Source organism: Thermosediminibacter litoriperuensis, from assembly GCF_008124715.1.
In the GTDB taxonomy this organism is placed as follows: domain Bacteria; phylum Bacillota; class Thermosediminibacteria; order Thermosediminibacterales; family Thermosediminibacteraceae; genus Thermosediminibacter; species Thermosediminibacter litoriperuensis.
In genome coordinates, this window is record NZ_VNHO01000011.1 from 20557 (window position 1) to 34710 (window position 14154).

At 45.0% G+C, this 14154-nt stretch carries 16 protein-coding genes; all 16 read right to left on the bottom strand.

From position 1 onward, the window contains the following. Positions 1 to 83: 83 nt before the first annotated feature. The 16 genes from phoU to LZ11_RS06160 all read right to left on the bottom strand — a co-directional run bounded on the left by phoU (position 84) and on the right by LZ11_RS06160 (position 14039). On the bottom strand, positions 84 to 746 hold the full coding sequence (phoU, locus tag LZ11_RS06085; protein ID WP_148867012.1) for a phosphate signaling complex protein PhoU: 663 nt from the start codon (positions 744 to 746) through the stop codon (positions 84 to 86). 16 nt (positions 747 to 762) lie between these two features. Then, on the bottom strand, positions 763 to 1518 hold the full coding sequence (gene pstB, locus LZ11_RS06090; RefSeq protein ID WP_148867013.1) for a phosphate ABC transporter ATP-binding protein PstB: 756 nt from the start codon (positions 1516 to 1518) through the stop codon (positions 763 to 765). A gap of 91 nt (positions 1519 to 1609) precedes the next feature. After that, entirely contained in the window at positions 1610 to 3340 is a 1731-nt protein-coding gene (gene pnpS / locus LZ11_RS06095) for a two-component system histidine kinase PnpS (RefSeq protein ID WP_148867014.1), read from the bottom strand. A 5-nt stretch (positions 3341 to 3345) separates the two neighbouring features. Then, complete coding sequence (locus LZ11_RS06100) at positions 3346 to 4044, bottom strand: response regulator transcription factor (protein WP_148867015.1); 699 nt, start codon at positions 4042 to 4044, stop codon at positions 3346 to 3348. Between the two features lie 11 nt (positions 4045 to 4055). Further along, positions 4056 to 4868 (bottom strand): peptidoglycan editing factor PgeF, encoded by an 813-nt coding sequence (gene pgeF, locus LZ11_RS06105; RefSeq protein WP_222927203.1) that lies wholly within the window; start codon positions 4866 to 4868, stop codon positions 4056 to 4058. A gap of 10 nt (positions 4869 to 4878) precedes the next feature. Then, positions 4879 to 6579 (bottom strand): radical SAM protein, encoded by a 1701-nt coding sequence (locus LZ11_RS06110; protein ID WP_148867016.1) that lies wholly within the window; start codon positions 6577 to 6579, stop codon positions 4879 to 4881. Positions 6580 to 6655: 76 nt separating this feature from the next. Then, the gene (locus tag LZ11_RS06115; protein WP_148867017.1) at positions 6656 to 6916 is read right to left on the bottom strand and encodes a YlmC/YmxH family sporulation protein; all 261 of its coding nucleotides are present in this window, start codon (positions 6914 to 6916) and stop codon (positions 6656 to 6658) included. Between the two features lie 138 nt (positions 6917 to 7054). Further along, on the bottom strand, positions 7055 to 7240 hold the full coding sequence (locus tag LZ11_RS06120) for a hypothetical protein (protein WP_148867018.1): 186 nt from the start codon (positions 7238 to 7240) through the stop codon (positions 7055 to 7057). Between the two features lie 16 nt (positions 7241 to 7256). Further along, positions 7257 to 8030 (bottom strand): RNA polymerase sporulation sigma factor SigG, encoded by a 774-nt coding sequence (gene sigG, locus LZ11_RS06125; protein ID WP_148867019.1) that lies wholly within the window; start codon positions 8028 to 8030, stop codon positions 7257 to 7259. A gap of 76 nt (positions 8031 to 8106) precedes the next feature. Continuing rightward, positions 8107 to 8826: an RNA polymerase sporulation sigma factor SigE gene (sigE, locus tag LZ11_RS06130; protein ID WP_148867020.1), complete on the bottom strand. Its 720-nt coding sequence runs from the start codon at positions 8824 to 8826 to the stop codon at positions 8107 to 8109. Positions 8827 to 8850: 24 nt separating this feature from the next. Then, positions 8851 to 9750 (bottom strand): sigma-E processing peptidase SpoIIGA, encoded by a 900-nt coding sequence (spoIIGA, locus tag LZ11_RS06135; protein ID WP_148867021.1) that lies wholly within the window; start codon positions 9748 to 9750, stop codon positions 8851 to 8853. Positions 9751 to 9893: 143 nt separating this feature from the next. Then, on the bottom strand, positions 9894 to 10922 hold the full coding sequence (gene ftsZ, locus LZ11_RS06140; RefSeq protein WP_425473435.1) for a cell division protein FtsZ: 1029 nt from the start codon (positions 10920 to 10922) through the stop codon (positions 9894 to 9896). Between the two features lie 43 nt (positions 10923 to 10965). Then, complete coding sequence (gene ftsA, locus LZ11_RS06145) at positions 10966 to 12183, bottom strand: cell division protein FtsA (protein WP_148867023.1); 1218 nt, start codon at positions 12181 to 12183, stop codon at positions 10966 to 10968. Positions 12184 to 12273: 90 nt separating this feature from the next. Next, complete coding sequence (locus LZ11_RS06150) at positions 12274 to 12618, bottom strand: small basic family protein (RefSeq protein WP_148867024.1); 345 nt, start codon at positions 12616 to 12618, stop codon at positions 12274 to 12276. 1 nt (position 12619) lies between these two features. After that, a complete protein-coding gene (locus LZ11_RS06155) occupies positions 12620 to 13348 on the bottom strand; it encodes a DUF881 domain-containing protein (protein WP_187695058.1) in 729 nt (242 codons plus the stop codon). A 25-nt stretch (positions 13349 to 13373) separates the two neighbouring features. After that, complete coding sequence (locus tag LZ11_RS06160; protein ID WP_170240313.1) at positions 13374 to 14039, bottom strand: cell division protein FtsQ/DivIB; 666 nt, start codon at positions 14037 to 14039, stop codon at positions 13374 to 13376. Between the last annotated feature and the right edge of the window lie 115 nt (positions 14040 to 14154).

Consider the following 14154-nt stretch of genomic DNA (forward strand, 5'->3'; position numbering starts at 1 on the left):
TGCAAATTTTTCTTTTTTATCTTTACCCAAGGCCTTGCAATTTATTCGAAACAAAAATGCAGCCCCGCTGGGGCTGCCTGTAATCAATTGTTAAGCTCTTTCTTTTCACCGGTGACAACGTATATTATCCATTCTCCCAGATTTGTGGCGTGATCGGCGATGCGCTCGAGAAACCTGCCTACAAACAGGAGCTGGGTGGCCTGGGAGATCGTTCTGGGGTCCTCTATCATTATAACCAGAAGCTCCCTGAAAATTTGAGAGTAAAGACTGTCAATTTTATCGTCGGCATCGCATACCTTCTGGGCCGCCACCACATCCTGATTAATATAGGCGTCCAGTGCATTTCTAACCATTTCACGGGTGAGCTGAGCCATCCTGGGTATGTCGATGAGCGGCTTTATATACTGCTGGTCCAGCAATCTTATGGTTGTCTTGGCTATATCCACGGCGTTGTCAGACATTCTCTCCAAATCGGTGGCTATCTTCACTCCGGTGAAAATCACTCTAAGGTCCTTCGCCAGGGGATGCTGCCTGGCTATGAGTTTAACACACTTGTCTTCGATCTGGTGCTGCATATTATCGACTATATCGTCATCTTCGATCACCTTTTGAGCCAGCTTTTCATCTTTCTTTACCAGCGACTCTACGGCGTTGTAAATCTGCTGTTCCACCATGCTGCCCATTTTTAGAATATCCTGCTGGAGTTCTTCCAGTTCCCTGTCAAAACCAGGTCTCATCGTCGTCATTTTTTCTTTCCTCCCATTAACCAAAACGGCCGGTAATATATTCTTCGGTTTTCTCATTTTTAGGATTGTAAAAAAGCTCTTCCGTGGAACCGAATTCCACCAATTCACCGCTCAAAAAGAAAGCTGTGAAATCAGATATCCTTCCCGCCTGCTGCATATTGTGGGTCACTATTACTATGGTATACTTTTCTTTCAGCTGTTCGATTAATTCCTCTATCTTCATCGTCGATATGGGGTCCAACGCCGAACAGGGTTCATCCATCAGAACCACCTCGGGCTCCACCGCCAGCACCCTGGCTATACAAAGCCGCTGCTGCTGCCCTCCGGACAACCCCAGTGCCGAATCCTTAAGCCTATTCTTTACTTCGTCCCAGAGGGCCGCCCCCCGCAGGCTTTGCTCCACTATTTCATCCAACCTGTTCTTATCCCTTATACCGTGAATCCTGGGGCCGTATGCCACATTGTCGTATATGGACATAGGAAACGGATTCGGTTTCTGAAATACCATACCGACCCTCTTACGCAGTTCAACCACATCCACATCCGAATCGTATACATTCTCATCATCCAGATATACCCTGCCGGTTAGACGAGAATTTTCGATAAGGTCGTTCATCCGGTTTAAAGACCTCAAGAAAGTAGATTTGCCGCATCCCGATGGTCCTATCAGTGCGGTCACCTTTTTTTCTTTTATTTCAATATTAATGTCTTTCAGTACCCGGAATTCGCCGTAGTAAATGTTTAAATTTTCTGTGTAAATCTTGTTTTTTATGGTTGTTCGCCTCCCCGTTGCCTGTTAAACTTATTTTAACTTTTATTTGTTAAAAAAACTTTGACGTGCCGTTAAATAATTGTAAAGTAACTTACTGCGATCTTTTAAGTGTGAATATGAATTTACTGCCTTGATTTACTTTGCTTTCGACCCTGATTTCTCCGCCGAAGGCCTTGACTAAGTGCTTGACAATGGCCAGACCGAGTCCGCTGCCGCCCATGTCTGGAGATCGGGCTTTGTCAACTCTGTAAAACCTCTCAAAAACTCTAGGAAGGTCCTCCTCCGGGATGCCTATACCCGTGTCGCATACTCTAAATTCCACCACATCGCCTTTCGGTTCAGCTTCAATCCATACTTTTCCACCATCCCGGGTATATTTAATGGCATTGTCCAGGAGGTTAATAAAGACCTGCCTGAGCCAGTCCGGATCGGCTTTCACTTTAGGGAGATCTCCGGGAATATCCGCGGAAAACATTAAACCCTTTTCTTTTAACCGATTTTCAAAGATGAGTATCACTTCTTTTATCAATTCCGCCGCAGATACATCTTCAATCCTTAGCTTCAGCTGGTTTGTCTCTATTCTGGAAAGATCCAGCAGATTGTTTATCAGTCTGTAAAGCCTTCCCGCCTCTGCATCGATTATGTTTAAAAACCTTTTTGAGAGTACGGGGTCCTGATAGGCACCCTCCAGCAGGGTTTCCACAAAGCCTTTTATCGATGTAAGGGGGGTCCTCAATTCATGAGATACATTGGCTATAAATTCGGAACGCAGCTTTTCGAGATGCTTGAGTTCCGTAACGTCTCTCATCACAATGACGCTGCCCGAAATCCTTCCCACCTTATCTTTGAGCGGAGTTATATGAACTTTCAAAATCTGCTCCCGGGGCAGCAATACTATTTCTTTAAAATAAGGAGAACCGCTTCTTAGAGTCTTTTTCACCGCTTCATCCAGTTCGTAATTGCGGATAATGCTGATCAGGTTTTTGCCGATTGCTGTTTCGGAGCCTGTGCCAACAAGTTTGCCGGCCGCGGGGTTGATGAGCATTACCCTTCTTTGAACGTCTACCACGACAACACCATCAACTATGCCCGCCAGCAGATCCTCCATCCTGGCCGTTTTTTCGTCTAATTCTTCAAGAGTAATTCTCAACTTTTTGGCCAGCAGGTTTAATTCCTTGCTGAGCTGCCCCACCTCATCGCGGGAATTAACATGGACTGTCCGGGTAAAGTTACCAGCCGCAAAATTTCTGGTTACCTCAACCATAGAACTAATTGGCTTTATTATACCGGCATAAGCCTTCCTCAACATTAAAGTGGAGCTGAAAATACCTAAAAAAGCAGCAACGAAGAACAACAGTTTTATCCGGAGTATTTTATTAACTTCATCCGGGGGCAGCCCCACCACAACAGCCCCGAGTATGTTATTTTCAAACAAAACAGGCACCGCCGCGCAAAAACGGCGGGAAATCATGATTTTAATTACGTTTTTATCAACGTAATTTTCGCCCTTAAGGATGCCCTCCAGCGGTAAATCTCGCGCCTGAAATTCCCCCACCACCGCTATCCTGTCGCCGGAGGTGTTGAAAACAGCGATACTTTTGCGGAACTGCCTGGATAGGTCCTTCACCATACTGACGACTTCCTGGTATTTACCGGCCGCCATGGGGGTTTTTACGGCCGAAGCGAAAAAAGCTGCATCGACTGCCAAATCGTGTTCTATGCTTTTTAAGTAAAGATTCTGCAGGGAGGCAAACAGCATTAATAGAATAATAAAAATTGTAACGGTAATTATCCAATTTTTTCTGAAGTGATCCTTCAGCAAAAAAATCACTCCGGCTCATTAAACTTGTACCCGATACCCCTTACCGTCTCGATAAATTGAGGCGCCTCAGAATTCCTTTCGATTTTCTGCCTCAGGTGCCTGATGTGAACGTCCACCGTCCTGGTATCTCCTAGATAATCATAGCCCCATATGTTTTCCAAGAGATATTCCCGCGAAAAAACCTTGCCAGGATTGGAAGCCAGGAGCCTTAAAAGTTCAAACTCCTTTGGTGTAAAATCCTTCCTTTCTCCGTTTACAAACACCTCGTGCCTTTCTACGTCTATCGTTACTGGACCTGCTTTGATAATTTTCTCAGATCTTTCAACCTTGTCGGTTCTTCTCAACACCGCTTTTACCCTTGCCGCCAGTTCGCGGGGGCTGAACGGTTTTGTGATGTAATCATCGGCTCCCATTTCAAGTCCCAGCACCTTATCGATTTCTTCCGTCTTGGCCGTCAACAGTATAACGGGGATATCCCTGGTAGTCCGCTGCCGTCGAAGAATACGGCAAACCTCCATCCCGTCTATGCCCGGCAGCATTATATCCAAAATTACAAGATCGGGCTGTTCCTCTTGAACCAGATCCAGGGCCTGTTGACCGTCCGCTGCGGTTATTACTTTAAAACCGCTGTTTTCAAGGTTGAATTTCACCAGCTCCAGTATATTAGGCTCGTCGTCGACGACGAGTATTTTTTCCTTCGCCATAAGCACACCCCTTATATTAATTCAATTACCGCTGCCAGGCTGCCGGTTTTTCCTCTATCCCGCCTGTATGAGTAGAAAAGATCAGGTCTGCAGTGGGTGCAAAATCCGCTCAAAGTAATATTTTCGGCTTTAACTCCCGCATCCATAAGCTGTCTCTTATTGGCCTTCACCAGGTCCAGCAACCAGCGCCCGTTACCCTTGTATTCCACGAGCTCCTCCCAATATTCGAAAGCCTCTTTGAATTTTTCGATAACCGGTTCGTCTACTTCGTAACAGCTGCCGGCTATACATGGTCCTATGCCGGCAATTAGTTTCTCCACGGGAGTACCGAATTCTTCTCTCATTTTCTCTACTGTTCTGGCTCCTATCTTTTTGACCGTACCTCTCCAACCCGCATGAGCAAGGCCCACCGCCGGAGTTGCCGGATCGAGGAAAAACAGGGGAACGCAATCCGCATAATAAGTTATTAGGGCTACATTTCTTTCCTTTGTTATCAGGGCGTCTTTCTCTTTGATATCCGATTTCCTTACAATACCCTTGCCCCTGTCCTTTTCTCCGACCACGTATACATCATTCTCATGCACCTGGTGGGAGGCCACGAGATTTTCCATCTTGATACCGGTGGCATCGCAGAAAGTCTGGTAATTTTTAAGCACCGTGTCTTTATCGTCGCCTTTGTTGAATCCCAGGTTTAAAGCCTCACAATGACCCGTGCTGTATCCTCCGGTACGCGTGGAAAAAGCGTGCCTCACCAGCCCTGTAGCCTCGAAAGACGGAATAACAAGGAACTTTACCCCGCTTTTTTGCCTCAATTCGAAACCCATTCGCATCACCTTATTTCCTGCATATTTTACACACATTGCATATTTCTTCCGTACACCTTCGCGTAACCTGGCCCTTCAGCGCTCTTTTATATTCTTCAACAAAGTACTCCCTGCCCAGCCCGATATCTATATGGTCCCAAGGCAGCATATCATCGAGGTCGAATTCCCTGTGGGCGTAATATTCCACGTTTTTCCCCTCCATCTCGACGCGCTTGAAACGGGATAAATCTCCTCCCTCGAGGTGAACTTTATAAAGCATCATGGCGGTGGTACGGTCCCCCCTGGCCAGGGCAGCCTGTATCTGGGAAACCCTGGGGCTCTCGTACAACACCTTTATACCCTTGGGCTTCAGGTTGCTCTGAAGCTTCTTTATCTTTTCCTCGAGGGATAGCACGGACTCCATTCCCAACCACTGAAAGGGAGTAAAGGGCTTGGGAATAAAGGGATTGATGCTAACCGTAAGAAGCCCGGTCTTATTGCCGCCGGCTACCATCTTTTCTTTGACTCTCGTTAAGAAATCGATCATTTCTTCTATATCACCGGAAGTCTCCGTAGGCAGCCCTATGATATAATAGAGCTTGAAATTTTTTATGCCGAACTTCTGCGCCAGATCTATGGAATCCAGGACGTGGTCCTCGGTTATGCCTTTGTTTATAACATCTCGAAGCCGCTGAGAACCTGCTTCGGGAGCTATGGTGAGAGTCTTGTGCCCGCTCAAAGAAAGCCCTCGCAATAGCGGCTCTCTTAAAGTATCGGCCCGCAGTGATGAAACGGAAAATTTTATATCCCTTTTCGCCAGCTCTTCCGATAATTCATCTATTTTTGGGTAATCGGATACGGCCGCCCCAACTAATCCCACCCTTTTCCCGTATTTTGCCGCAAATTCCGCCCTCTCGATTATCTTCTCAAGCGCCCTGACCCTCGGCACGCGGTAACAGTAACCGGCCATACAGAACCTGCAGTTTCTGCCGCATCCCCTGGAAACCTCAACGAGAAACATGTCTTTAAACTCCGTATTCGGGGTAAGTACGGCGGTTTCGGTATTGAAGGCGTCCAGGTTTTTTACCCATCGCCTCCTGACCTTTGGTGGGGCGGGGGGTTTGACCTCGAATTTATCAACGCCTCCCCTTTCATTATACTCTATATCGTAAAACCGGGGTACGTAAACGCCCTCGATTTGGGCCAGCTTTTCAAGGATGGTTTCCTTTGGCGATCCCTTGTTATCACGATATGTGTCTATTATCTCGTGGATTACTTCCTCGCCTTCTCCGATCACAAAAAAATCCACAAAGGGAAACAGTGGCTCGGGATTAAAAGTGGCTGCAGGTCCTCCCGCCATTACAAGGAGGTCTTCCCTGTCTCGGGTGAAAAGAGGTATATTGGCATCCTGCAGAATTTTCAACAGATTAACATAATCCAGTTCGAAGGATACCGAAAACCCTACAATGTCGTAATTCCCCAGCGGCTGTATAGCTTCGATGGTGTGGGCTGGAAAGCCTCTGAACAAAAATGCCCTGTGGCAGAGGGAATCCGGCCTGGAATTGATTTGGCGGTATATCGCCTGAAATCCCAGATTGGACATCCCCAATTCATATGCGTTTGGGAAAACTAGAGCCACGTTTACCGGTACTGAACCGAAGCTCTTTACGGGGAGAAGAGTAGTTTCTTCCTCCCGCAGCCTTTCGATCTTCTGCCGCATCTTCCAGTGCATCTAATTTCCCCCTCTCATCATATTATAATGTTTTTCACGCAAAATAAAAAGGCTTTTAGCAAGCCTGTCTTTGACTTTACATTCCTTTTTTTGGTTCGGCAAAATCTGAAAGCTCTATCAGAATCACATCACTGCCTATTTTTTTTATTTTTTCCCAGGGGATTACATAGTCTCCACCCTTGCCGAACACACTCAAAATTTTAGCCGGCGCCGGAACTATAATGGCCCGAATTCGCCCCTCTTCCACATCGATATCCAGGTCACTGATAAATCCAAGTTTTTTCCCGTCGGTTATATTTATTATCTCTCTCTGTCTTAAATCTGAGGCCTTGATCACCGGCATCACCCCTTTTCCTATAAAATATACCGGTAACATCCGTTATAATGTTTCGGTTCGAGGATGCTTTTATTACTATAATTTATATTCGTACACCTAAAAAAATATAAAAAAATAAGGCCTTCAAAAGGCCGTGTATCAGTTTCCCTTCATTATCATCCTTTCGATTTTCGCCTCCTCCATCACTATTTTTAGCGGCGTCTCCTGCCTTGCATAAACCAGGTTTCTTGTATTATAGGCTACTATGGCTCTCGATCCCGCGTAAAAGCTGAAAAGAGACGCTACAGTCAGCAAAACTACCAGCACTTTTTTGATCGACTCCATAAGGCTCACCTCGAACTTAGATGTATTTTTTCAGATGTTTTAACGCGGCTTTTTCCAGTCTAGAAACCTGAGCCTGCGAAATCCCGATCTCCTGAGCAACCTCCATTTGAGTCTTCCCTTCAAAAAACCTCAGCGTCAGTATCATCTTCTCCCTTTCGTTGAGTTTTTGCATAGCTTCTTTTATTGAAATGCTCCTGAGCCAGTTCTCGTCGTTATTTTTATCGTCGCTGATCTGATCCATAACAAAAATCGGGTCTCCGCCGTCATGGTAGATAGGCTCAAATAGCGATATAGGTTCCTGAATGGCATCTAAGGCCATTACAATTTCTTCGGCGGGAATATTCATTTCCCTGGCTATTTCGTCGATTGAAGGCTCCCTCGAATTCTTATTTACCAGCGAATCTCTGATCTGCAAAGCTTTATAGGCTATATCTCGTAAAGATCTGCTGACTCTTATGGGATTATTGTCCCTCAGATATCTTCTGATCTCGCCTATAATCATAGGCACCGCATAGGTTGAAAACTTGACGTTTTGATTTAAATCAAAATTATCTATAGCCTTCATCAGGCCGATGCATCCCACCTGAAAAAGATCGTCGACATACTCGCCCCTGTTGTTAAACCTCTGTATTACGCTGAGAACCAGTCTCAGATTTCCGTGGATAAGTTTTTCCCTGGCTTCTTTGTCTCCCTGCTTGACTTTTAGAAACAGTTCCTTCATTTTGCTGTTGGACAGCACCGGAAGTTTTGAGGTGTTAACACCGCAGATCTCTACTTTGTTCAAATTCATAAAATTTCCCCCTGTCTTTCCAGTACCTCATTTAAATTTTTGCCACAGGGGGAAGTTTTTATTCGCTTTTTTAAAATTACATCATTCTTACTATTTCCTTTCTCAGCCTCTTTATAATTCTCTTTTCAAGCCTGGAAATGTAAGACTGAGAAATCCCCAGAAGTTCGGCTACTTCCTTCTGAGTCTTTTCTTTTCCATCGTTCAGGCCGAATCTGAGCTCCATAATGCACCTTTCTCTTTTTGACAGGCGTTTCATCGCCGCATCCAGAAGTTCTTTCTCCACCTCTTCTTCTATGCATTTATAAATCATATCACTATCGGTGCCCAGAATATCCGAGAGCAGAAGTTCGTTCCCATCCCAGTCTATATTCAAGGGCTCGTCGAAAGATACTTCCACGCGATTCCTGTTGTTCCTCCTGAGATACATCAGTATCTCGTTTTCGATACATCTTGAAGCATAGGTGGCAAGTTTGATCTTTTTATGGGGATCAAAGGTATTAATCGCTTTTATAAGTCCGATAGTACCAATAGATATAAGGTCTTCAATACCGGCTCCAGTGTTTTCAAATTTGCGCGCGATGTAGACTACCAACCGCAAATTCCGCTCTATAAGAACATTTTTTACCCCACTGTCTCCCATTTCCAGTTTGCCCAACAACATGGCTTCTTCTTCACTGGAAAGCGGGGGCGGTAAAGTCTCGCTACCGCCTATATAGTATATAACTGTTTTTTTCCACCTTCCCAGTCTTTGCCGGATGTACAAAATTAAAATTTTTAAATTTAATTTTTTAAACATTTAAATCCCCCCCAGTTAAAATTTTTATCCGATTAAAAGTTCCGGATTCAATAAAGCCCTGTAAGTGCCCTGCGGCGACAGGACCTTGTGGTAAATCCCCAGCACCGCGTTTTTTATCTCATAAACTTTGTTGTCAAAATTGATTATAACTCTATCAGGTTTAAAACCCACCATCAAACCCTTGTTCTTTCCGATCGAGCTAAACGGAATAATTCTAATCCTTGCTGCCCAGTAGGAGTTGGAGACCGCTCTTGTTATATCCTCAAGATTTTCTCCCGGTTCTTTCATCATCAACGTCCTTATTTCTTGAGGAAAAAAATCCTCTAATACTGAAAATTCTACTATTATGACGGGATAATTGGAAATTGGGTCCCGCAGGTCGTTGCCTGTATCAATCAGAGCCTTTATTTTGAACTGGCGTTCGCCGAATAAAATCGTCATCGGGACGATAAATGAATCCCGTGACAGTATCCTGTAAATCAGCGGCCACATAAATTTGAAAAAAACAAACAAAAACGCAGAAGAAACGAGTAATATCCACCATGGTACTGAAATATTATTTACTAGTAGGCTCCCGGTAAACGCTCTTTCGGCGTTAATTAAGTAAAATAAAGCAAAAGCGCCGCCCCCGACCATAAAAGAAACAAAATAAAAGAAGCCTAGGGCTTTGATAAACTCAGAAAAACTTAGAGGATAAAAGGCTATGAGCACCATCAAAATCGATACGATTATCTTGCCTGGAATCGTTTGTAACAACGCGCCGGTGGGAAAAAACACCTCCAGGAGAAACAGATTGCCTAAGAGGGCACCTGCTACGAACCTTAGATTCCCAGCATTCAGTTTCAGTATTAATTTTACCAGCCAGAGTATTGTAAAATTCATGAGAAAATTTATTATAAACACCACGTCAAAGTAAATTACCATAACCTGCCTCCGGACTAACACCCAGTCTAAAAAATTTATATTCGTCTGCTTTGTCCGTTATGATATATTTTAACACCGGTAATTACAAAAAAATGTCAATTCGTGATGCGCGGCAATAAAAAAAGAGCGCCATTTTGCGCTCTTTATCTCCTTTTACTTTTTCGAAGGAATGCCGGTATGTCAATATCTCCGTCGTCGAAGGGCTCGATCTCGAAATCCTCTTCCTTTACCGGCTTTTCTTTTTGTTCGAAACCTGTAGCAATCACGGTTATTCTTATCTCATCCTGTAACTTTTCGTCGATAACGGCGCCAAATATTATGTTAGCATCAGGATCGGCAGCAGCGGATATGAACTCCGCGGCCTCGTTTACCTCCAGGAGGCCCAGATTCGAGCTGCCGGTGATATTCAAGAGCACACCTTTTGCGCCCTCGATCGATGTTTCAAGCAGAGGGCTGGAGACGGCCTGTTTGGCAGCTTCTATAGCCCGGTTTTCTCCGCTGCCGCGGCCTATTCCCATATGGGCCAAGCCCGTTTCCATCATTATGGTCCTGACATCGGCGAAATCAAGGTTGATCAACCCGGGGACCGCAATCAAGTCTGAAATGCCCTGAACGCCCTGCCTTAAAATATCATCGGCGATACGGAAGGCATCCAGAATAGAGGTCTTTTTTTCCGCGATAGAAAGCAACCTGTCGTTAGGAATCGTTATCAGAGTATCTACACAGTTTTTAAGATTGGATATGCCCATTTCTGCGTGGGTCATGCGCTTTTTGCCTTCAAAGCTGAAAGGCTTTGTCACGACACCCACAGTGAGTATGCCGAGATTTTTTGATATTTCGGCTACCACCGGCGCAGCTCCCGTACCTGTTCCGCCTCCCATGCCGGCGGTTATGAATATCATGTCTGCTCCTTTCAATGCTTCTTCAATTTCAGTTCTACTTTCTTCCGCAGCCTTCTTACCGATTTCAGGGTTGGCACCGGCCCCCAGACCTTTTGTCAGTTTCTCACCTATCTGTATTTTTTTATCGGCTTTCGATAAAAAGAGGGCCTGAGCATCTGTATTAACGGCTATGAATTCTACACCTCTCAATCCTGCGTCTATCATACGATTTACGGCGTTATTACCGCCTCCACCTATGCCGATAACTTTTATATTGGCGAATTGTTCCATGGCAACGTCAATGTCTAGCACCTTACTACCCCCTTACACTAACCTAAAAATACTCCCTCAGGATACGCTTTGCTTTTTCAAGAAAGCTGAAGGTGTTTTTCTCCCTGGCTCCGTCTCTTTCCGTAAAAGACCTCTGTTTGTAACCGTAATAAAGCAGGCCCAGGGCGACGGTGAACGTATGGTCATAACCGTACATGTCGGTTCTTGCGGCTCTTACGGGAATTCCCAGCATTTTTTGCGCCATTTCCAGGGCCCCTCGCATATGTAAAAGGCCACCGCCGGACAAAACGGCTCCGGCGGCCAGTACGGCCCTGTAATTCATGTTCTTCAGTTCCTTGTAGATCAGAGATATAATTTCTTGCACCCTCGGCTCTATAATGGCTGCCAGTTCTTTCTGGGAGATTTTCCTGGTGGTGGATTCTCCGATGCTCTGTATCTCAATATCGGGCTTATCCGATGCCAGGCTGACCATTGCGCAGGCATATCTTCTCTTTATCGCTTCCGCCTGCGAATAGGGCAAGCGAAGGCCGATCGCTATATCGTTGGTTATATAGTCTCCGCCAAGAGGGATAAGGCTGTATAAAGCGATATTGTCTCCGCGAAATACTGTGATCTCCGTGGTTCCAGCTCCTACGTCGACCAGGGCGACGCCCATATCCAGCTCATCATCGCTCAAAAGTATCTCCCTTGCAGCCAGCGATTTCAAAACGACTCCTTCTACTTCCAGGCCAGCCTTCTGTACACATCTTACAACGTTTTGAATTGCTGTAAGCTGACCGGTTATAATGCTCGCCTCAACCTCCAGCCTGGTTCCTACCATTCCTACAGGGTCTCTTATGCCGTCACATCCGTCAACTATAAACTGCTTGGGTAGTACTTCGATGATTTCCCGGTCCGGCGGTATCGCGACTATTCTTGCGACCTGGAGCACCCTTTCCACATCCTGAAGGGTAATTTCTCTGTCGCTCCGCGGTATAGCCACGACTCCACGGTTATTGATAATGGTCACGTTGTTTCCCGAAATCCCAACCAGAACGCCGCTCACTTTAGCATTGGACATCTGTTCCGCCTGTTCCACGGCTTCGACGATACTGCGGACCATGGCCTCGATATTTACTATGTTTCCCTTTTTAATACCGGTAGTCGGAGCCATACCGTAACCGATTATATCTATCTCACCGCTTCGGGAAATTTCACCGATCATACAGCATACTTTGGAACTGCCCAAATCCAGGCTGGCCATAATGCTGCTTCTCCCCAAGACTCCACCTCCCCTCTGATGGGCAGGTCCTGATTTATAAATTCCACATCTAAAATAATATTCCTTCCTTTTTTTTCAATAAATTTTTGACTAGTTCCTCTTAAATAATCGATCCAGCATATGCCTGCGAATTATTGCAAGATTCTGGAATATCCTTACTCCGAAGGCAAATATCGCAGCCATATATATGGGTATGCCCAATTTATCTCCCAGGAACGCCAGAAAACCGGCCAGGAGGGCGTTGGAGAAAAAGCCCGTTATAAAAATATTTACGTTAAAGTGCCCTTCCCCCATTGCCCTGAGACCGCCAAAGACCGAATCCAGGGCTGCGAGGACGGCTATAGAGGCATACGGCGCATAGCTCAAAGGTATATTTATGGGGAACACAAGCCCCGCCAGAATACCTAATATTAGCCCTATTAATGGAAACAGCATGCTACTCACCTGCCTTCACAGGCTCGAAATATTGGAATCTAACCGGACCTTCATAAGCTGGCATAATTATTTTGTCATGTTTTTTTATGGTTACCTGGATACCGAATACCTCCAGAGACTCGATTATGCCACCTCTCATTTTCATGGAACTTTCCAGATTTTCAGGGTTTCCTATGGCCTGAATCACGAAAGGCGGCGCCATCCTCACGGAATTTACCATGATCGTGGGACCGACGCATCTTATCTCTGTAGTTGCTATGATTCTCTGGCCGTTCACCGATACGGCCTCAGCTCCCGCCGCGAAAAGTTCATTTACAACTTTCAAAATATCCTCATCATGGATTAAAAACAGGTTGGGGTCTTCTCCAGGCTGTTTTGGTACATTGCTGTCGTCCAGGGTGATGATTATACCCGGTCCCGTGCCCTCCACAAGGCCCGCCACCATACGGGCTTTTTCCAGTTCTTTTTTCATAGCTTCCGTAACCTGGCTGATATTCGCAGCCGAATTTTCATACTCGTTCAACCTTTTTCTCAGATCAGATACCTCGGTTCTCAACCTTTCTCGCTCATCTATAACGGTTTTTAATTGTGTCGTTAGCTCTTGAATCCTCTGTAAAGACGTCATGGCGCTGCCGCTTTTTTGAGTGCTCCTGAACTGTGCGACCAGCATGAGCCCCAGTACAAAACAAACGATCGCTATCAGAATCTGACCCTTAAATTTATTGTTCAATGACTAATTCCCCCCTTCCCCCGATTTAATATGGCCTGAATACCGGCATATCCTGGCTTAAATCTATTAAACCTTTACCTCTCCCATTTTTCCTCAGGTCTTCCAGCACCTCTCTTAACATGGCGAATTTTCTTTCTTCGATACCGGTTTCTTCAAAGTACACCTGATATCCATCCAAGGTATAAATAAAAAAAGATACTCCTTCCCGGTTCTTTTCTATATGGATCTCGGACAGCTCCGCATTCATTGGTGAAAGAAATTTCATAACTTCCTTCAGCTTTTCTAATAAGCTCTGATCTCCACTAATAACAAGGGGTTTTGCCTTTTCAGCGCGGGATATTTCAAGACCCGTTATTACCGGAACCATTAGCCCTTTTAACTCCGGCCCAATCCTCACCACAACGCCGTTCGAATCAATCAAAACAAAACCCCCCAGATAAGACAATGCAGCTGCTATTTTCCTTTCTTCTACACTAATTACCATTGTTCCGGGAAGTTTTAATTTTACCTTGACTTCTTTGACGGGGACAGATTGTTTAATCTCTTCATTTATCAATGCCGGTTTGATCATAAATATATTTTCACCCAGATGATGGTTTACCGAATTCAAAATTTCAGAATCTGGTATGCTGACGTTGCCTTCAATCTCTATTTTTTCCAGCTTGAATAAAGAACTGGTGACAGTCAGCATTATTGTAATTATACATAAAAGGACCAGTAATCTCAATAGTATTTTAATATCAATTCTCCTTTTGTTTCTATTGCGACGATACATTTTTATTTTAATAAGGCGGCATGTCCTCCCT